12 protein-coding genes are annotated in these 18930 nt (G+C 66.1%); 6 read left to right on the forward strand and 6 right to left on the reverse strand.

The genetic code is table 11. The annotated features are described in order from the left end of the window. Positions 1-14 precede the first annotated feature (14 nt). Positions 15-1244: a pyridoxal phosphate-dependent aminotransferase gene (locus F1735_RS10180; RefSeq protein ID WP_167236823.1), complete on the reverse strand. Its 1230-nt coding sequence runs from the start codon at positions 1242-1244 to the stop codon at positions 15-17. A gap of 239 nt (positions 1245-1483) precedes the next feature. Between F1735_RS10180 and F1735_RS10185 the strand changes: the two genes are divergently transcribed. The 4 genes from F1735_RS10185 to F1735_RS10200 all read left to right on the forward strand — a co-directional run bounded on the left by F1735_RS10185 (position 1484) and on the right by F1735_RS10200 (position 5177). Beyond that, a complete protein-coding gene (locus F1735_RS10185; protein WP_167236824.1) occupies positions 1484-1864 on the forward strand; it encodes an Mth938-like domain-containing protein in 381 nt (126 codons plus the stop codon). A gap of 155 nt (positions 1865-2019) precedes the next feature. Then, complete coding sequence (locus tag F1735_RS10190; RefSeq protein WP_167236825.1) at positions 2020-2499, forward strand: peroxiredoxin; 480 nt, start codon at positions 2020-2022, stop codon at positions 2497-2499. Positions 2500-2747: 248 nt separating this feature from the next. Beyond that, a complete protein-coding gene (locus tag F1735_RS10195) occupies positions 2748-4559 on the forward strand; it encodes a PhoH family protein (RefSeq protein ID WP_167236826.1) in 1812 nt (603 codons plus the stop codon). A gap of 213 nt (positions 4560-4772) precedes the next feature. Next, on the forward strand, positions 4773-5177 hold the full coding sequence (locus tag F1735_RS10200; RefSeq protein ID WP_167236827.1) for a hypothetical protein: 405 nt from the start codon (positions 4773-4775) through the stop codon (positions 5175-5177). A gap of 64 nt (positions 5178-5241) precedes the next feature. On the opposite strand, the gene F1735_RS10205 is transcribed toward F1735_RS10200, so the two are convergent. The 4 genes from F1735_RS10205 to F1735_RS10220 form a co-directional block, all read right to left on the reverse strand. Then, complete coding sequence (locus tag F1735_RS10205; protein WP_167236828.1) at positions 5242-5925, reverse strand: FecR family protein; 684 nt, start codon at positions 5923-5925, stop codon at positions 5242-5244. Between the two features lie 28 nt (positions 5926-5953). Continuing rightward, positions 5954-10555 carry a two-partner secretion domain-containing protein gene (locus F1735_RS10210; protein WP_167236829.1) on the reverse strand — a complete coding sequence of 1534 codons (4602 nt, stop codon included), beginning with the start codon at positions 10553-10555 and terminating at the stop codon, positions 5954-5956. A 12-nt stretch (positions 10556-10567) separates the two neighbouring features. Then, positions 10568-12142, reverse strand: coding sequence for a ShlB/FhaC/HecB family hemolysin secretion/activation protein (locus tag F1735_RS10215; RefSeq protein WP_167236830.1), 1575 nt, complete (start codon positions 12140-12142; stop codon positions 10568-10570). Between the two features lie 216 nt (positions 12143-12358). Then, positions 12359-14626 (reverse strand): CHASE2 domain-containing protein, encoded by a 2268-nt coding sequence (locus tag F1735_RS10220; RefSeq protein WP_167236831.1) that lies wholly within the window; start codon positions 14624-14626, stop codon positions 12359-12361. A 241-nt stretch (positions 14627-14867) separates the two neighbouring features. On the opposite strand from F1735_RS10220, the gene F1735_RS10225 reads away from it, so the two are divergent. Together F1735_RS10225 and F1735_RS10230 are read left to right on the forward strand one after the other, a co-directional pair. Next, positions 14868-15758 (forward strand): MBL fold metallo-hydrolase, encoded by an 891-nt coding sequence (locus F1735_RS10225; protein ID WP_167236832.1) that lies wholly within the window; start codon positions 14868-14870, stop codon positions 15756-15758. Positions 15759-15785: 27 nt separating this feature from the next. Next, positions 15786-18152 carry a GspE/PulE family protein gene (locus F1735_RS10230; RefSeq protein WP_167236833.1) on the forward strand — a complete coding sequence of 789 codons (2367 nt, stop codon included), beginning with the start codon at positions 15786-15788 and terminating at the stop codon, positions 18150-18152. Between the two features lie 179 nt (positions 18153-18331). On the opposite strand, the gene lepB is transcribed toward F1735_RS10230, so the two are convergent. Then, positions 18332-18930 (reverse strand): signal peptidase I (gene lepB, locus F1735_RS10235; RefSeq protein WP_222852969.1); only part of this gene is annotated, 599 nt, incomplete at its 5' end.

The raw sequence follows: 18930 nt of genomic DNA on the forward strand, positions 1-18930 counted from the left end.
ATCTGGAAGAGGTATCAGCCGCGCCCGTGGCGGCGTCGGTAGCCGTCAAGGAAGCGCGCAATGCGGCCGCAAGCGTCGGTCAGGTCGTCGGAATTGGGCAGGAACACGAGGCGGAAGTGATCCGGCGCGATCCAGTTAAAGCCCGTTCCCTGCACCACCAGGACTTTTTCTTCGGCCAGCAGGTCGTAGGCAAACTGCTGGTCATCCGCAATCGGGTACATCACGGGGTCGAGGCGCGGGAACATGTACAGCGCAGCTTTTGGCTTCACGCAGCTCACGCCCGGAATATCGGTCAAGAGTTTGTGCGCCATATCGCGCTGGCGCAGCAGGCGCCCGCCGGGGCCGACCAGGTCATTGATGCTCTGGTAGCCGCCGAGCGCGGTCTGGATCGCGAACTGGCCCGGCGCGTTGGCGCACAGGCGCATCGAGGCCAGCATGTTGAGGCCATCGATGTAATCCCTGGCGTGGCGTTTTTCGCCCGACACCACCATCCAGCCGGCGCGGTAGCCGCACGAACGGTAGTTTTTCGACAGGCCGTTCAGGGTAATGAACAGCACATCGTCGGCCAGCGCGGCGATCGAGTCGTGCTGCTCGCCGTCGTACAGGACCTTGTCATAGATTTCGTCGGCCAGGATGATCAGCTGGTGCTGGCGCGCCAGTTCGATAATCTCGAGCAGGATTTCGCGCGGATACAGCGCGCCGGTCGGGTTGTTCGGGTTGATCACCACGATCGCCTTGGTATTGCTGGTGATCTTGCGGCGCATGTCGTCGATATCGGGATACCAGCCGGCCTGCTCGTCGCAGATGTAATGCACGGGGTTGCCGCCCGACAGGCTCACGGCAGCGGTCCACAGCGGATAGTCCGGGGCCGGCACCAGCACTTCGTCGCCGTTGTTGAGCAGGCCGTTCATGGCCATGACGATCAGTTCCGAGGCGCCATTGCCCAGATAGATGTCTTCGATCGTCACGCCAGTGATGTGCTTGCTCTGGGTGTAGTGCATGACGGCCTTGCGCGGCGCGAACATGCCTTTCGAATCGGTGTAGCCGGCCGCGCCGTGCATGTTGAGGATCATGTCCTGCACGATCTCGTCGGGCGGGTCGAAGCCGAACACGGCCAGGTTGCCGATGTTGAGCTTGATGATTTTGTGGCCTTCTTCCTCCATCTGCTTGGATTTCTCCAGCGCGGGGCCGCGGATTTCGTAGCAGACGTCGTCGAGCTTGTTCGATTTCAGAATCGGTCGCAAAATATTTCCCTGTTCAGTGGCGCTTTGTTGCAGTGCGAAAAAGACCCATTTTGCCGAAAGGAGATAGTTTAAGCAACCTTTGACTACTACCTAAATTGGCGACAACACGCGACATCGTGGTAGTTTGGCGTCTTTTGCACGTGGATCTCGCGAAAATTCGCGGTTTACTGGACTTTGTGGCATGCTAACGCCACGCGCAGCGCCCGAGTGCCCTGCATCACCTTTTCTGCACCCACGCCATGAAGCTCCATTCCAGCACCACCCAACAATACCAGACCGTGACCGGTTACGACGAAACCGGCGTCGAAATCAACGCCCAGCGCTATGACTATAGCCTGCTGCTGATGCCCGAGGTGCCCGCGCGCGCCTGGGACGTGGCCGGTTTCGAGGCCCTCACGGCCGCGCATTTCGAAAAAATCGGGCAGGACAATCCGGATGTGCTCATCCTCGGCACCGGCGACAAGCAGCGTTTCGTGCATCCCAAGCTGCTCGCCTCCCTGCTGGAGCGGCGCATCGGCTGCGAGTGCATGGATAACAAGGCCGCCTGCCGCACCTACAACATCCTGATGGGCGAAGGGCGCAAAGTGACCCTGGCGCTGATCCTGGGCGAAGCGCGCTGACACGGCGTTGCCGGCGGGGCCGCCCTGGCGGCAACGCCGGGTACCTTGCAATCCGGCACTGCGCCTCCATATAGGGTGCGCCCAAACACGTTTCCCCTCCCCTGTTGCGCTGCGGGGTATACAATCAGCGCTGACTCACCTTCAGGAGAGAACCTGTGGCTGATAGCCAAACTGCAGCACCGACCGTACCCTTCACCGACTTCTCCGCCGCCATGACGGGCGACAAGCCGTTCCAGCTGTCCGGCCGCCCTGCCCGCTACACCGTGCTGTACTTTTATCCAAAAGACAATACGCCCGGCTGCACCACCGAAAGCATCGCTTTCCGTGAGCTGCACGCGCAGTTCCAGCAAGCCGGCGCCGAAATCTACGGCATCAGCCGCGATTCGCTGCGCTCGCACGAAGGCTTCAAATCGAAGCTCGGCCTGCCCTTCGAACTCATTTCCGACCCGGAAGAAGCCATGTGCCTCCAGTTCGGTGTGATGAAAATGAAGAATATGTACGGTAAGCAAGTACGCGGCGTCGAACGCAGCACGTTTGTAATTGACGCTGATGGTAAATTGATGAAAGAATGGAGAGGCGTGAAAGTCCCTGATCACGCCGAGGCCGTGCTGGAATTTGTAAAGAGCCAACCTTGACAGAGACAGCCAGAATCCAGGGGACCCTGTCGATCAACCCGCAGCAGAACCGATTGCACCAGCCATTTTGAGTCACACCTTCCGTTTTCAGCATCATCCCAATCTGGCGGCCTGCCGGCCCGGCCACTATGCCGGGCCCGACCACCACCCCCTTAGTTCGCACAGCCGCATCGAGCCCGCCGCCACCAGCGCCGCCTGCGCCGACGCCTCCGGGCTATCCTCCTGCACCTTTTTAGATTGAGACCCTGATGCCACTGCCAAAAATCCCCACCAAGCCAGCCACCCTGCTGCTGGCCGAAGACTATCCGAAAGCCGACCGCAGCAAGCCAGCCTCCGTGCAGGCCGCGCCGCCGGCCAAGCCGAAACTGAGCGCGGTCGCCGAGATCGCAGCCGAGCCGGTCGCCAAAGCGCCGGCCAAGACCACGCGCACCAAGGCGCCGGCCAAACAGGCCGCCCTGGTCGCCGCATCGCCGCAGGCCGCCCCGGCGCCGCTGCTCACCTCGCACGCCGTCATGGAAGCGCCGCTGGCCAAACCTGCCGCGCGCGGCAAGGAAAAACAGCCGGTCGACCTGGAAGCGCCGCACCCGGCCAAGCACAAGGCGGTCGAACTGCCCGTCAAGTCCTCCACCAGCCGCCATGCCGACCAGACCGGCAAGACCAAGATGTTCGTGCTCGACACCAACGTGCTGATGCACGACCCATCGTCGCTGTTCCGCTTCGAAGAGCACGACGTCTACCTGCCGATGATGACGCTCGAAGAGCTCGACGACCATAAAAAAGGCATGTCGGAAGTGGCGCGCAACGCACGCCAGGTCTCGCGCACGCTCGACGCGCTGGTCGGCAACATCGACGATGGCGCGATCGAGAGCGGCATCCCGCTCGCCAAGCTGGGCAACAAGGATGCCAAAGGGCGCCTGTTCTTCCAGACGCGCCTGCAAAACGGCCCGACCCTGCCTGAAGGCCTGCCGGTCGGCAAAGCCGACAACCAGATCCTGGGCGTGGTGCGCAACCTGGAAGCCGAGCAACCGGGCCGCGCCATCGTGCTGGTGTCGAAAGACATCAACATGCGCATCAAGGCGCGCGCGCTGGGCTTGCCCGCCGAAGACTACTTCAACGACCACGTGCTGGAAGACAGCGACCTGCTGTACTCGGGCATCGTACAGTTGCCGGACGACTTCTGGAACAAGAACGGCAAGGACATGGAGTCCTGGCAGGAAAACAAGAACGGCGTCTCGTCGACCTTCTACCGCGTCACCGGCCCGACCATGCTGACCCTGCTGGTAAACCAGTTCGTCTACCTGGAACCGAAAAATGGCGAAGCGCCGTTCTACGGCCAGGTCAAGCAGCTCAACGGCAAAACGGCGGTCATCCAGACCCTGCGCGACTTCAGCCACAACAAGAACAATGTATGGGGCGTCACCGCGCGCAACCGCGAGCAGAACTTCGCGCTGAACCTGCTGATGAATCCGGAATGCGACTTCGTCACCCTGCTCGGCCAGGCCGGTACCGGCAAGACCTTGCTGGCGCTGGCGGCCGGCCTGGCGCAGGTGCTCGAGACCAAGCTGTATAACGAAATCATCGTCACCCGCGTCACGGTGCCGGTGGGCGAAGACATCGGCTTCCTGCCGGGCACCGAGGAAGAGAAGATGGGTCCGTGGATGGGCGCTTTCGACGACAACCTCGAAGTGCTCAACAAGTCCGATTCGGATGGCGGCGAGTGGGGTCGCGCGGCAACGCAAGACCTGATCCGCTCGCGCATCAAGATCAAGTCGCTCAACTTCATGCGCGGCCGTACCTTCGTGAACAAGTTCCTGATCATCGACGAAGCGCAGAATTTGACGCCCAAGCAGATCAAGACCCTGGTCACGCGCGCCGGTCCCGGCACCAAGATCCTGTGCCTCGGTAACATCGCGCAGATCGACACGCCTTACCTGACCGAAGGCTCGAGCGGCCTGACCTACGTGGTCGACCGCTTCAAGGGCTGGTCGCACAGCGGCCACGTGACGCTGGCGCGCGGCGAGCGTTCGCGCCTGGCCGACCACGCGAGCGAAGTGCTGTAACACGCTTGATCCTGTCTCGCTAATGACTGACCAGTTCAGTCGGAACGGTCTCTCTCCAGTCATCTGGACAGAGGCCGTTTTCTTTTACCGGATGCTTTCCAAAGGACGCAATGGACACACTGCCGCATGGCGAATGCGCGCCGCTGGTCGGCCGCGCAGCCGAAATGGACGCGCCGCGCAATGTCGCCCACCTGCTCAATCTGGAAAACCATCATGAATAGACTGATGCTCGTAATCGCTACCGCGCTGGTCCTGCTGGCCGCGAAGGCATTGGCCCAGCCTGCCCCGCCCGGCCCGGCCACCGACAAGATCGCCACCCTGGTATCGGCGCTGGCGAAGAACCCGCTCTGGATGAACGGCCTGACGCCGCACGTCAAGCTGGGCGGCGACGCCACCGAGCCGGAAGTACTCGACCGGTATTTTCAGATGGTGAGTTTTGACGCCGGACCGGTCGGGAACTACACGATTGTCGCCGTGCGCGATGTGGCTATCGCACCGGACGACGAAAGCTCACCCAGGATGACCGCCGTGCTGGTCGAGTCCGATCTCGGCCCGAAGATTGTGCTGATGCGATTCGAGCGCAATGGATGGTGGACGCGCGCCTTTGACGCCAGGTAGACATCGCCCTGGCGTGAGCCGCTTTCCAGCGCCGGCCGGCGCGACGCGTTGACCAGGCGCCCCGTCAGCGCACTTCGCAATCGACGCCCTGCGTGGCGCCCTTGGACGCGCCGTTGGCGCCCGGCGCCTGCGACACCGAAAACGATGGCGGCGGCGAAAAGCGGATGGCGGGACTGACCGGAACCAGCACCGGCGTGACCGTCAAGCTGGGCGTAAAGCCGAACTGCCCGGCCGAAAAATTGCTGCTGCCACCCTTGTTGCTCACGATGATGGCGCCGTCGAGCACACTCAGATACAAGCCGGGCGGCTGGCCCGTAGACGGTGCGCCCTTGGGCGGCACGCCCGGCGCGACGTACTGGGCGACGAAGGTGGTGCCGCGGATGCCGATGGTGGCGGCCGGCGTCTTGAGCGAAAACTTTTCCTTGTTGCGCTTGCCGAGCAGCCCGGTCAGCGAACGCAAGCCGCCCTGGACCAGGCTGAAGCTGGCGCTGTCGGCCTCGGGCTTCGCGCCGTCATAGGCAAACGCTTCGATCACGAAGGTGGTATCCGGGCGCAGCGTCATTTCGCTGTTGTCGATGAACCTGATCTGGGCGTAGGTGTTCTTTTGCGACATCAGCGTGTCGCCCGACTCCACTTCCGACCTGACGGCCAGCACCTTGACCGCGCCATCGGCCTTCTTGACCATCAACGGCCCGCTCAGCTTGATGACCGTGCCGGCCACTTGCCCGGCCCACGCCGCCGTCCCCATGCAGCTCAGCAGGAAACCCGCAAGCGCCTTAATTGCAATACGTCTTTTTGCGCAGTTCACTTGCATCTCCTTGAGTTGTACCGGTGGCGGCCTTGGCTACCTGTGTTTCCGCCAGCTCCTTGCCGAGCGGCGCCTGGGCCTGCGTGCTGCCCGGCAGCGTGGCCTGGCCGGTCGCTGTATTGATCAGATAGACGCTGTCCTGGATCGCCTGCGTCACGGCCTCGCTTGCTGCAAGAGCGGTGGGCGGCGTCACCACCGCGCAGCCTGGCGCGGCCGGATTCGCCACGCAGGCATTGACTGTCGGCAGCACCGCCGTGCAACCTTGCAAGGTCGGACTGCCCACGCATTGCGCCAGGGTCGGCAGCACCACGCCGCAACCGGCGGCCGCTGGCGTTGCGACGCACTGTCCAAGCGACGGCAAGACCGCGACGCAGCCAGGCGCCGAGGGCGTGGCCACGCATTGCGGCAGCGACGGCAGCACCGCAACGCAGCCGGCCAGGGTCGGCGTGGCGCTGCACTGCGACACGCTCGGCAGCACGGCCGAGCAGCCCGCCAGCGCCGGATTGGCGGTGCAGTTGGCCAGGCCTGGCAACACTACACCGCAGCCCGGCACGGCGGGATTGGCCACGCACTGGTTCAGGCCCGGCAAGACCACGGCGCAGCCGGCAGTGCCGGGCCGCGACACGCACTGCGCCAGGGTCGGCAACACCACGCTGCAACCGGCCAGGGCGGGCGCGCTCACGCATTGGTTCAGGCTGGGCAGCACAGCGGCGCAACCGGACTGGAACGGTGCGGCAAGGCACTGGGACAGGGTCGGCAGCACCGAAGCGCAAGCGGGCAGGGTCGGTACGGCGACGCACTGGGCAAGGCTTGGCAAGACCACGGCGCAGCCGGCCTGGTTTGGTGCGGCGACGCACTGGGCCAGGGTCGGCAATACCGCATTGCAGCCGGCCTGGCTTGGTGCGGCGACGCATTGGGCAAGGCTTGGCAGCACCACGCTGCAACCGGCCTGGCTTGGCGCGACGGCGCACTGGGCCAGGGTCGGCAGCACCGCGCCGCAACCGGCCAGCGACGGGGTGCTCACGCACTGGGCAAGGCTCGGCAGCACGGCGCCGCAACCGCTGGCGGCCGGATTGGCCACGCACGCGGCCAGGCTCGGCAAGACCGCGCTGCAACCGGCGGTGGCCGGCGCGGCGATACAGGCCGACAAGGTCGGCAACACCGCCGCGCAGCCTGCGGTGGCCGGCGCGCTCGTACACACGGCCAGGCTCGGCAACACGACGGCGCAACCGGGCGTGGCCGGGGCCGCGCCGCAGGTCGCCAGGCTCGGCAAGACCGCCGCGCAGCCCGCCGTGGCCGGCGCGGCCAGGCATTGGGCCAGGTTCGGCAGCACCGCGCCGCAACCGGCGGTCGAAGGCGCGGCCTCGCACTGGGCCAGGCTCGGCAATACCACGCTGCAACCGGCCGTGGCCGGTTTGCTCACGCAGGTGCCCAGGCTCGGCAGCAGGGAAGCGCAATACGCGATCGCCGGATTGGCCAGGCAGCCTTGGAACGCTTGCGCCAGGATGCCCGCGCAAGCGCTTTGCGACGGGGTGGCGATGCACGACTCGACGGTGGGTGTCGCCGGAATGCCTGGACCGGTGCCCGTCACGGTGCCGCTGACGCTGGTGGCCGTGCCGCTGCCGCTCACCGTCGGCGCGCTCAGGGTAATGTTGCCGGACGTGGCGCTCAGGCTGCCGTTATTGATGATCGCCCCGCCCTGCAAGCTCATGTTGCCGGCGCCGGAGGCGACGCTGCCGGTCGGCCCCACGGTCAGGGTGCCGCCGTTGCCGGCCGTAAGCGCCAGCGCGCCGCCGTTGGACGCCACGCTGCCATCGATGGTCAGCGGGCTGGCGGTGGTGAGGGTGATCGCGCCGCCGTTGCTGCGCACGCCCTGCCCGCCGCCCATCACCGTCATGCCGCCCTTGTTGGCCACCGTGATCGGGCTGACGTTGGCCGGGCCGGTCTGGGTCACGCTGCCCAGGCTCAGGGTGCCGGTGTTGCTGATGTCGATGTCGCTGGTGCCGCCATCGGTGGCGTTGTCCGCCGTCAGCGCCGAGGTTTGCGTATAGAACGGCGAGGGCGTGGCGCCGGACGAGCCGATCTGCCCGCGCGCGCTCAGGCCAATGGCGCTGGCGCGCGCCGGCGCCGTGCTCGTATTGGCGATGCTTGAGCCGGACAGGTACAGCGAACCGGGCGTGATGACGGCGTCGTGCAAGGTCAGCTTGCCGGCGCCGGCGATCAGCGCCAGCTTGCTGCCGGCGGTCAGGTTGCCCGACATGTCGAGCAGGCCGGTCACGTCCAGCGCGCCGGTCTGGTTGGCTTGCCCGCCAATGATGAGCTTATCGGCCGTGACCAGTTTCAGTTCGCTGTCGCTCAAGCCCAGTTGCCCAGGGCCATCGAGCGCATTCGCGCCGGCGTGGATGAGGGTCGCGCCGTCGTGCGGCGCCAGGGTCACGCTGCCGCCAACGGCGCCGGTGGACGTGATCAGTCCACCCAGGGTCATCGCGTCGGAGTGGATCGCGATATGGTCGGCGCTGAGCATGCCGTTGGCGTTGGTGAGCACCGCCGCATCGGCGTAGCCGTGGCGCGCCAGGGTGAGCACGCTGCCGGTCCCGGGCAGCATGATCAGCGGCGCCATCACGCTGATGGTGCCGCCGCTGCGCAAACTCAGGGCTTGCGTTTCCAGCGGGGTCGATGCGCCGCCCAGTTGCCCATTGACGCTGATGACGCCTTCATAACTGTCGCCGCCGATGATCAGATCGCTGGCATGGATCGGGTTCAGGTCGAACGGCGACAGGCGCAGGATCGACTGCGACGGGCCGCCGCTGGCAATCTCGATCGGGCGCCCCGGCGTGAGCGGCGCGATGCTGACCACCGGCCTGACGCTGCCCGCCGGGCCGATCATGCCGCCCGGCATGCTGACCTGGTCGGACAAGATGGCGATGGCGGCGCTGCCTTGCAGGCTCGAATTGCTGCTCAGGGTGAACTGCTTGCTGGCAACAAAACCCATGCTGCCGCTGCCGCTGTTGACGACGGCGCTGCCGCCGGCGCCGATATGGACCGAGTCGCCGCTCATGCTGACCGCCCCGCCGCCGGTGTCGACGGCGCTGTTGACGAACACCCCACCGCTGCCGCTGGCATACGGCGAGGCATTTGCGTTCAGGGTCAAGGCCCCGCCCGAGGTCGATACCGGCGCGTTGATGGTGATATGGTTGCCGGCGTCGATCGTCAGGCTGCCGGCGCTGCCGGCCGGGCGCGTAATGGCGCCGTCCACCAGCACGTCGTGGGTGGCTTGCACCTTGATGGCAGTGGCCGGCGCGGCCGAGTTGAGCATGGCCACGTCGAGCAGGGTCACGCCCGTGCCCGGCATGCCGTCGGCAAAATCATCGACCGCGTCGGGCAACACCGTGCTGCCGTTTATGCCGATCGTGACATCGTAGGGATCGAGCAGCCAGCCGCCCGCCTCCACCCGCACGCCATGCACATCGAGCTGGCGGCCCGAGGTTTCCACCTGCCCGCCGCGCGCCGTGATGCGGCCGTTGGCGCGCGTGGCGCCGTCGGACCACAGCACCACCGTGCCGCCGTCGGCCTCGATGACCGCGTTCTTGCCCATCACGGTCTGGCGCGCGTTGCGCACCAGCGCATTTTTGCCCTGCCAGCCGCCGCCCAGCAGCACGCTGCCGCCGGCCGCCTCGATGCGGGCGTCGCCCGTCATGCCGACCCGCTCGCCCTGCACGCTGAGCGAGCCGCCCCTGGCGCTGGTGACGCTGCCCGCCTCGAGCAAGGCGTCGGCGCTGGCCTTGAACACGATCTGGCCATGCTCGCCCACGCGCGCGCTGTCGGCGCTGAGCGCGCCGCGCTGGCGCACCAGGGCGCCATAGATGCCGACCTTGCCGCCCTCGGCCACGATGCGCCCCAGGTTGAGCGCTTCGCTGGCCGGGGCCGCCACCACCACATGCAAGTCGGGATTGCGCGAATCGACCAGTTGCACGCTGTGCCCGGCCGCCAGCACCACCTCGCCCTGGGGCGAATGAATGACGCCGCTGTTCTCCACGTTGGGCGCGATCAGGAACACATGGCCGCCGGACGGCGTGCTGATGCTGCCCTCGTTGCGCACCGGCGCGGCGCCCGCCGCCGCGCTGAAGTTGCGCTTGCCGGCCAAAAAGTCGGCGTTCGACAGGTTCAGGCTCGACGCCGTCAAGCCATTGACATCGATGCGCGCATCGCGCCCGAACAGCACGCCGTTCGGGTTAATCAGAAACACCTGCCCGTTCGATTGCAGCGCACCGAGGATGCGGCTCGGGTCTTGCCCGACGATGCGGTTGAGCACCGCGCTGTTGCCGTCCTGCTGGATGAAGCGCGTGATGTCGCCGGCATTGACCGAAAAGCTTTGCCATTGAATGATGGTGTTGGGCGTATTCGTGATCGAAAATACATTGCCCTGCTGGCCGAAGCTGGCCTGCCCGGCCACCACGTGCGGCGACTGCGGCGCCCCGCGCGCCAGGCCCGTGGCCAGCAACAGGCAGGCGCACAGCAGGCGCAAGGCCGGGCCGGTGGGGGTGTTGGTCGTGTTGGTCGTGGTCTTCATCGTGTTTTACCTCTAGTAGGCCAGGCCCACGCGGACGTGCAGTTGATTGTTGCGGGTGGCGCCGGCGTCGCTGCGCAGCACATGGCCGTAGTCGAGCTGCATGGTCATCGAACTGCCCACGGCCACGCGCCAGCCGAGGCCTGCGCCAGAAACCGTGGCGCGCGCATATTCGCCCGCCAGCGCCTCGTTGCGGCGGCCGTGGGCGGCATCGTAAAACGCCAGCATGCGGCATTGCCAGCGCGCGCCGCACCAGTTGGGCGTGTACAGCTCCAGGTTGGCCAGCACCCCTGAATCGGCCGCCAGCGCGCGCTCTTCCAGGCCGCGCACCGAACTGGCGCCACCGGCGCCGAACTGCTCGCCCGGCACCAGCGCGTCGCCGCTCCACTGGCCGTTGAGCAGCACGCGCGCCTGCCAGTCCTTGGCCAGCGCGCGGCTGAAGGCGCCGGCGAAGCGCAGCATGCCGTAGCCGGCTTTGGCGCCGGCGCGCGCGCGTTCGAGGTCGGCCTGGCCGCCACGGCTGCCGCCGGGGAGGTTGCGCACCACGCCGAGCGACAGATTCGCTTCGCCGCCGGCCCACGGCAGGCTGGCGACCCAGGTCACGCTGAGCGGATGGACGGTGACGTCGTTGCCGACGTCCTGGCCGAAGAACAGCACGCTGTTCTTGTAAGCCTTGTAGTCGATCCCGTACACCAGGCGCGCATCGAGCTTGCCGCGCCGCGCCAGGCCCTGGTTGTAGCGCATCCCGGCCATGCTGCCCTTGCCGCTCACCGCCAGGTTGACGATGCCGGCCGTGATGGTGCCGGAATCGACATCCGAGTAGCTGGCGTACAGGTCGAGCGAGTCGCCCAGTTCATACAGCGGAATATGGTAGCCGGCCCCGTACACGCTGACCTTGCTCGGTTCTTCGGCGCTGGTGGTGTACTGGAAGCTGCCGACATGGTCGCGCCCCCACAGGTTGGCGTGCTGCACGATGGCGCTGACATGGGTCTTGCCGGTCTGCGCGTTGCCGCTGTTGTCGACATTGAGCATGGCGCTCCACGGCTTGGCGTCGCTGACGTCGAGCACGGCGTCGACCGTGTCGTCGGCGCTGCCGCTTTGCAAGGTCATCCTGATCTTGCGCGCCGGGTTGTCGTTGGCCATGCGCAGGTTCGACGAGACCCGGTCCAGGTCGGGCGTGCGCCCGGCTTGCAGGGCGGGCAGGCTGCGCCGCACATTGGCTTGGTCAAACACGCGGTTGCCGCGCACCTCGATCCGTCCGATGGTGGGCTCGGTCACATTCAGGCGCACCGCGCCACCCTTGAGTTCCTGTTCCGGCAGCTGGACCGTGACCACCTGGTAGCCGCGCGCGTGGTACAGCGCTTCGAGCGCTTCGAGCGCGCGCTGGACGTCGCCGAAGTCGCGCCCCGCGCCGGTGTAAGGCGCGAGCGCGGCGTCGATCTCGGCCTGGCCGAGCAAGGTATTGCCGGCCACCTCGTAGCGGCTGATGTCAAAACGGATCGGCTCGGACGCCGGATCGGCGGCCCAGGCGGCGCCGAGCGCCGCGGCGAGCGCGGCGCCGGCGATGAGGCGCGCGAAAGGAACATTCATGGCGTTGCCCTGACGGCGACGGGGGAAAGTGGCATGGTCTTATCCCAATGATGAGAATGATAAAAGTGGCAACTTTGTTACGCGTATTCAATAAGTGTAATGCCGTCCCCGGCCCGCGCGGCCCGAATGTTGAGCGGAACCGGCGCTTTTTTGAAAAGCGTTGCAGGCAGGCGTCAGAGGAATATGAGAATGACAAATACGCGGCTGGCGACACCTTCACTTGGTGTCGAACACGGTCACGCCATCCCAGCCGGCGCCGGGCGGATCGGCGCGGTACAGCGCGACGCGCTCCAGGTACAGGCGATACAGCCGGCAGAGCGGCTCCTCGTCGGCGAGCGCCGCCAGCATGGCGCCGGCCGCCTCCCAGTCGCGCGCGCGCAACAGCGCCAGCGCCGTGTGCCAGCGCGCCAGCCGCGCCGCCGCCGCCGGCGCCAGCGCGCCAGCCATGCCGAGCGGCTCGAAGATGGCCACCGGCGCATGCTTGCCCTTGACCCGCACCAGGTCCAGTTCGCGCCAGGCGAAGCCGGGAGCGGCGGCGCGCGTGGCCTCCCCCACCACGATACCGGCCCCGTACACCTTGGTGACGCCTTCCAGGCGCGCGGCCAGGTTGACCGCGTCGCCCATGACGGTGTAGGCGCGGCGGATGCGCGAGCCCATGTCGCCGACGTGCATCATGCCGCTGTTGATGCCGATCCCGATGTGCAAGGGCGGCCAGCCGCGCGCCTGGAACTGCGCGTCCAGGCGCGCCGCGCTGGCCTGCATCAGCAAGGCGGTGGCCACGGCGCGCCGGGCATGGTCGGCAAAGGACACCGGCGCACCCCAGAAGGCCATGACGGCGTCGCCGATGTATTTGTCGAGCGTGCCGCAATGGCTGTCGCGGATGTCTTCCGACATGGCCGTCAGGTACAGGTTGATGTATTCGCGCAGGGTCTTCGGATCGAGTCCTTCCGAAATGGTGGTGAAACCGCGCACGTCGACGAACAGCACGCTCAGTTCGCGGCTTTCGCCCTCCATGGTGTACTGCTCGGGATTGTCGGCCATTTCGGCCACCAGTTCGGGCGCGACGTACTCGCGAAAGCGCGATACCAGGGCGTGGCTTTTGCGCACTTCGACAAAGTAGCCGAAGCCCAGGTTGAGCACGAACAGGGCCAGGATCAGCAGCACCAGCACGGCGGCGCCGAGCACCATGCCGGCTTCGTAGTAGAGGTAGACATTGAGGCCGATGGCCGCCGCCAGCGCCGCCGCCGTCAGCAGCACCGCGCGCAGCGGCGCCAGCAGGGCCGGCGCCAGCGACAGCACCAGGCCGAAGGCCAGCACCAGAGCGCATTCGAACAGATAGGCGGCGGCGGGACGCGACTTGAAGTCGTTGTCGAGGATCGACTTGAGCAGGTTGGCATGCACTTCCACCCCGGGGAACTCGGGATTGACGGGCGTGGCGCGCAGGTCGTTGATGCCGGGCGCGGTCGAGCCGACCAGCACCAGCGCGCCCTTGAGCTGCGCCGGCGGCGCCGCGCCGGTGAGCACGTCGAGCGCCGAGACGTAGCGAAACGCACCGCCGGCCGGGCCGCCGCGGCCACGGAACTGCACATAGGTGGTGAGCCCTTCGCCCACCGGAATGCGCAGCTGCCCGCGCGGCAAAAACAGCGAAATCGAGGCCACCGCGCCGCTGTCTTTTTCGGCCTGCGACAACTGCTCGACGGTGCTCTCGAAATACGGCGCGATGGCGCGTGCCTTCAGGTACACGGCGGCGGTGGCCAGCGACAGCGAGGGATAATACGCCTCGCCGATGCGCTGCAACAGGATCGACGAGCGGATCACGCCATCGGCGTCGGTGGAGGCGGTAAAGATGCCGGCGCCGGCGGCGGCCTGCTGCAGGCGCGCGATATTGGCTTCGTAGCCGTGGGCCGTGTAGGCCAGCAGTTCGCGCCCGTTCAGGCTCTCGACGGTAAACGCCGGCGCCGGCAGCACGCCCTTGCGCAGCTTGTCCGAGACGTTGTAGCCGAGCACCACGTTCTGCCCGCGCAGCGCGTCGGCCAGCAAGCCGTCGTAATCCATGCCCGCTTTCAGGCGCGCCAGTTGCGCCTTCAGGCCATCCACCCCGGCCAGTTCGGCGCCGGCCAGGCGTTCGAGCACGGCGTAGCCGGACGAGGTATCGGGCTCGGGAAAGGAGATGTCGAAACCGACCGCGCCGGCGCCGTAATGGCGCGTCAGTTGGGTCACCAGATTGGCCTGGATATCGCGGCTCCACGGAAAGCGCCCGAGCGCGGCCAGGCTCTTTTCATCGATATCGACAATGACGATGCGCGCGTCGGGCACGGGCGCCTCGATGCGCATGCGCAGGCCGGCCACGAAGCCCTCCATGCGTTCGACCGAATCGCTGTGAAAAAAGCCCAGCGTGGACAGCGCCGCCAGCGCGGTGAGCGCGAGCCCGAGCAGCCAGCGCGGGGCGTATTTACGCAGCCGGCGTGCGCGCTTGCTCGTCATTTTGCAGCTTGCATGAAGATTCACCCGTCCGTCGGAAGGTCGCGCCAGGGCGCATGGCAATCCGGATGAGTGTAGCGCCGCGCGCCGGCCCTGTACACCGGTGCGCAAAAAAGCGTGGGCAAAACGGCACGAAAGCGGGGACGCCCGGCTGCGACGGCAAAATGTGCAGCCACGCGCAGGCAAAACCGCTATGATCGACCGTAATTGCAACATCGACGGTTCCGGCCATGAGAGTGACGACATGAAATTGCGCTTCTGGGGCGTGCGCGGCTCGATTCCTTCGCCGGGGCCGCGCACCGCGCGCTACGGCGGCAACACCACCTGCATCGAAGTGGGCACCGACGACGGCACCCTGATCATCCTCGACGGCGGCACCGGCATTTTCGCGCTGGCCCAGGACCTGCTCACGCGCTTGCCGGTGACGGCGAATATTTTCATCACCCACAGCCACTGGGACCATATCCACGGCCTGCCTTTTTTCACGCCGCTGTTCCTCCCCACCAGCCGCATACGCCTGCACGGCGCGCGCGACGAGGCGACCGGCCAGGGCATCGAACACATCATGGGCGTGCAGCTGCAAAACAGCTATTTTCCGGTCGGCGAAGCGCAGATGGCGGCCACCATCGACTACCATACGCTCGAGGTCGGGGTGGCCGTCGCGGTGGGCGACGCGCTGGTCGAGAACGTGCTCATGAACCACCCGGTGAGCAACCTGGGCTACCGCATCAGCTGCAACGGCAAGTCGCTGTTTTTCACGGGCGACCACGAGCCGTTCTTCAACCCGCATCCGCAACACGACCCGCGTCACGCCAGCTGCCAGCGCGAGATCGAACAGCGCCAGCTGGCCATCGACCGCGCCATGCACGGCGTCGACGCGCTGGTCCATGACTGCTCGTACACGCAGGACGAATACCCGTCCAAGCGCGGCTGGGGGCACGGCACCTTCGACGCGGCCATCGCCAGCGCGGTGCGGGTCGGCGCGCGCACCCTGTACTGTACCCACCACGAACCGACCCGCGGCGACGACGAACTCGAAGCGGTCTTCGCCGACGCACTCCGGCGCCACGGGCCGCTGCCGGACGGCCTGTCGGTGGTGCTGGCCTACGAAGGCCTGGACGTGACATTGAATTGAACTGAACCAGCCGAAAGCGACGACACCATGAACGATGCAGCAAGCGGCAAGCACGGAAGCGACGACGACACCGGCGCGCGCCTGGATTTTTCCAGAAGGCTGCAGGCGGTCACCAACAAGATTCACGCGACCGCCAATCTCGATGAAATCATGCTCGACCTGGGCATGGATTTTTGCGACCTGTTCGACTGCGACCGCTTCACCCTGTACGCGGTCACGCCCGAAAAGGACCATATCGTTTCCAAGGTCAAAACCGGGCTGACGACGTTTCGCGAACTGCAGCTGTCGATTTCGCCCAGTTCGATCGCCGGCTTCGTGGCCCTGAGCCGCAAGGCCCTGAACATTCGCGACGCCTACGACGAGCAAGAGCTGCAGCGCCTCGCCCCGGGCCTGCACTTCCAGAGCGGGGTGGACCAGCGCACCGGCTACCGCACGCGCGAAATGCTGGTCGCGCCGCTGCTGACGGTGCAGTCGAACGAGCTGCTCGGCGTGATCCAGTTCATCAACAACCGCAAGGGCGGACCGTTCTCGCAGGTGTGCGCGGAAGGCGCGCACGATCTGTGCGAGACCTTGTCGGTGGCCTTCAGCCAGCGCCTCAAGCCGCCGCAGACGGTGCGCACCAAGTACGTCGGACTGGTACACGAGGCGGTGCTGTCGGCGCCCGAACTGGAACTGGCCACGCGTTCGGCGCGCAAGAAGAACCTCGATATCGAGGACGTGCTGTCCAAGGAGTTCCAGGTGTACGCGGCGGCCATCGGCGACTCGCTGTCGAAGTTCTTCGGCACGCCGTACGAGCCGTACAAGCCGGACCGGATCAAGCCGGCCGAGCTGCTGCGCAACCTGAAGGCGCAGTATGTCGGGGAAAACCAGTGGCTGCCGCTCGAAGAAACCGCCGAGGGCTTGCTGGTGATGGCGCTCGACCCGGAGCGCATCAATACCAGCAAGATCGTCAACCAGATCTTCCCCAAGGCCAAAGTGCTGTACCGCGTCACTACGCGCGAGGAATTCCGGCGCACCGCCGAACAGTTCTTCGGCGCCGCCGTCGACGCCGTGGGCGGCTCGGTCGGCGAACTGCTCTCCGGGATGGATCAGGACGAGGTCGACGGCGACGGCACGCTCGAGGTCTCGGCCGCCGTCGAGAACGAACTGGTCAAGCTGCTCAACAAGGTCATCATGGATGCCCACCGCCAGGGCGTCTCGGACATCCACATCGAGCCCTTGCCGGGCAAAGGCAAGACCGGGATCCGCTTTCGCAAGGATGGCTCGCTGGTGCCGTACATCGAAATCCCGGCCAGCTACCGCAATGCGCTGGTCGCGCGCGTAAAGATCATGTGCGACCTCGATATTTCGGAGCGGCGCAAGCCGCAGGACGGCAAGATCAAGTTCAAGAAATACGGCCCGCTCGACATCGAGCTGCGGGTGGCGACGATTCCATCCTCGGGCGGGGTCGAGGACATCGTCATGCGCATCCTGGCCGCGGGCGAGCCGATCCCGCTCGACAAGCTGGGGGTCTTGCCATTTAACCTGGAGCGCCTGCGCGCGGCCATCGAAAAACCGTACGGCCTGTTTTTCGTGTGCGGGCCGACCGGCTCGGGCAAGACCACCACCTTGCACTCGGTGCTCAGCCACCTGAACACCCCCGACACCAAGATCTGGACCGCCGAAGACCCGGTCGAGATCACGCAAAAGGGCTTGCGCCAGGTCCAGGTCAACCGCAAGGCGGGGCTCGACTTTGCGACCGTGATGCGGGCCTTTTTGCGGGCCGACCCGGACGTGATCATGGTCGGCGAAATGCGCGACAAGGAAACCGTCAGCATGGGCATCGAAGCGTCGCTCACCGGCCACCTGGTGCTGGCGACCCTGCACACCAACAGCGCGCCGGAATCGATCGTGCGCCTGCTCGACATGGGCATGGACCCGTTCAACTTCGCCGATGCGCTGCTCGGCATCCTGGCGCAGCGCCTGGCCAAGCGCCTGTGCGCCGCGTGCAAACAGGCCTACCATCCGGATGCGGCCGAGGTGGACTTGCTGCTCACCGAATTTTGCAGCGAACTGCTGGCGACCGACGCTTTCGTCAGCGACCCCGAGGCCGGGCGCGCGCAGGTGCTGGCCGGCTGGCGCAGCCGCTACGCCAATGCCGACGGCCAGTTCACCCTGTACCGGGCCGTCGGCTGCGGCGAGTGCAACAAGGGCTATCGCGGGAGGGTCGGCCTGCACGAACTGATGATCGGCACCGACAAGGTCAAAAAACTCTTGCAGGAGCACAGCCGCGTGGCCGCCCTGCTGGCGGCGGCGCTGGAAGACGGCATGCTGACCCTGAAGATGGATGGCATCGAAAAGGTCCTCTCGGGCATCACCGACATCAAGATGGTGCGCCAGGTGTGCATCAAGTAAGCTGGCTGCGGGCCGTGCTTAGCGCCTATTCTTGTAGGGAGCGTAGCTGGATGCCGGTCCAGCGGGAGCGCGGACAAGGCGGGAGGAGGACGCATGGCTAGCCATGCTACGACGAGCAACGCAGTCCCCGCTTCCGAGGGGCCGGCAGCAAGCGGCGCCTTGCCTACAAGAATAGGCTCTTACTGCATGATGCGCACCACCTTGCCCAGCACATGGCCGGCGCGCACGAAGCCCCAGAACCGGCTGTCGTAGCTGTTGTCGCGATTGTCGCCCATGACAAAGTAGTGACCGGGCGGGACTTCGCATGTCTGCACCAGATGTTCGTAGACGCAGCCGTGCTCACGCACCAGGCGCTCCCCGGCGCCCGGATCGGTCTCGTTGAGCAAGGTGTCGAAACGCACGCCGTCGAGGCTGTTTTCAAAACGCGCCATCGCTTCGAGGCGGTCGGGCTCGAAATAGGCATCGAGCGGGCGCACGCGCGTGGCGCCGCCGTTGACGAATAACTGGCGCTCGCGGTATTGCACCTTGTCGCCCGGCAGGCCCACCACGCGCTTGAGGTATTGCTGCGTCGGGTCGCGCGGGAAATCGAAGGCGATGATGTCGCCACGCCGCAAAGGCGCCGAGATCGGACGCGACGCCAGGGTCATGCCATAGCCTGGATGTTGCATAAACCGGAATTGCGGACTGGCCTTTCCCTTGACGTCTGTCTGGCTGAGCTTGAGTAGTGCGCCGGGCAAAGTTCGCCCTACCCACGCGCAGTAGGGTTCGGCAAGCTGGC

Origin of the sequence: Massilia genomosp. 1 (assembly GCF_011682185.1) — a bacterium.
Classification (GTDB): Bacteria; Pseudomonadota; Gammaproteobacteria; order Burkholderiales; family Burkholderiaceae_D; genus Telluria_A; species Telluria_A rubra.

Coding starts and splice junctions, on each gene's coding strand:
- F1735_RS10185 (WP_167236824.1), top strand. CDS start 1,484: ATGAAGCTCCATTCCAGCACCACCCAACAATACCAGACCGTGACCGGT.
- F1735_RS10195 (WP_167236826.1), top strand. CDS start 2,748: ATGCCACTGCCAAAAATCCCCACCAAGCCAGCCACCCTGCTGCTGGCC.
- F1735_RS10200 (WP_167236827.1), top strand. CDS start 4,773: ATGAATAGACTGATGCTCGTAATCGCTACCGCGCTGGTCCTGCTGGCC.
- F1735_RS10205 (WP_167236828.1), bottom strand. CDS start 5,925: ATGGGGACGGCGGCGTGGGCCGGGCAAGTGGCCGGCACGGTCATCAAG.
- F1735_RS10210 (WP_167236829.1), bottom strand. CDS start 10,555: ATGAAGACCACGACCAACACGACCAACACCCCCACCGGCCCGGCCTTG.
- F1735_RS10215 (WP_167236830.1), bottom strand. CDS start 12,142: ATGAATGTTCCTTTCGCGCGCCTCATCGCCGGCGCCGCGCTCGCCGCG.
- F1735_RS10220 (WP_167236831.1), bottom strand. CDS start 14,626: ATGACGAGCAAGCGCGCACGCCGGCTGCGTAAATACGCCCCGCGCTGG.
- F1735_RS10225 (WP_167236832.1), top strand. CDS start 14,868: ATGAAATTGCGCTTCTGGGGCGTGCGCGGCTCGATTCCTTCGCCGGGG.
- F1735_RS10230 (WP_167236833.1), top strand. CDS start 15,786: ATGAACGATGCAGCAAGCGGCAAGCACGGAAGCGACGACGACACCGGC.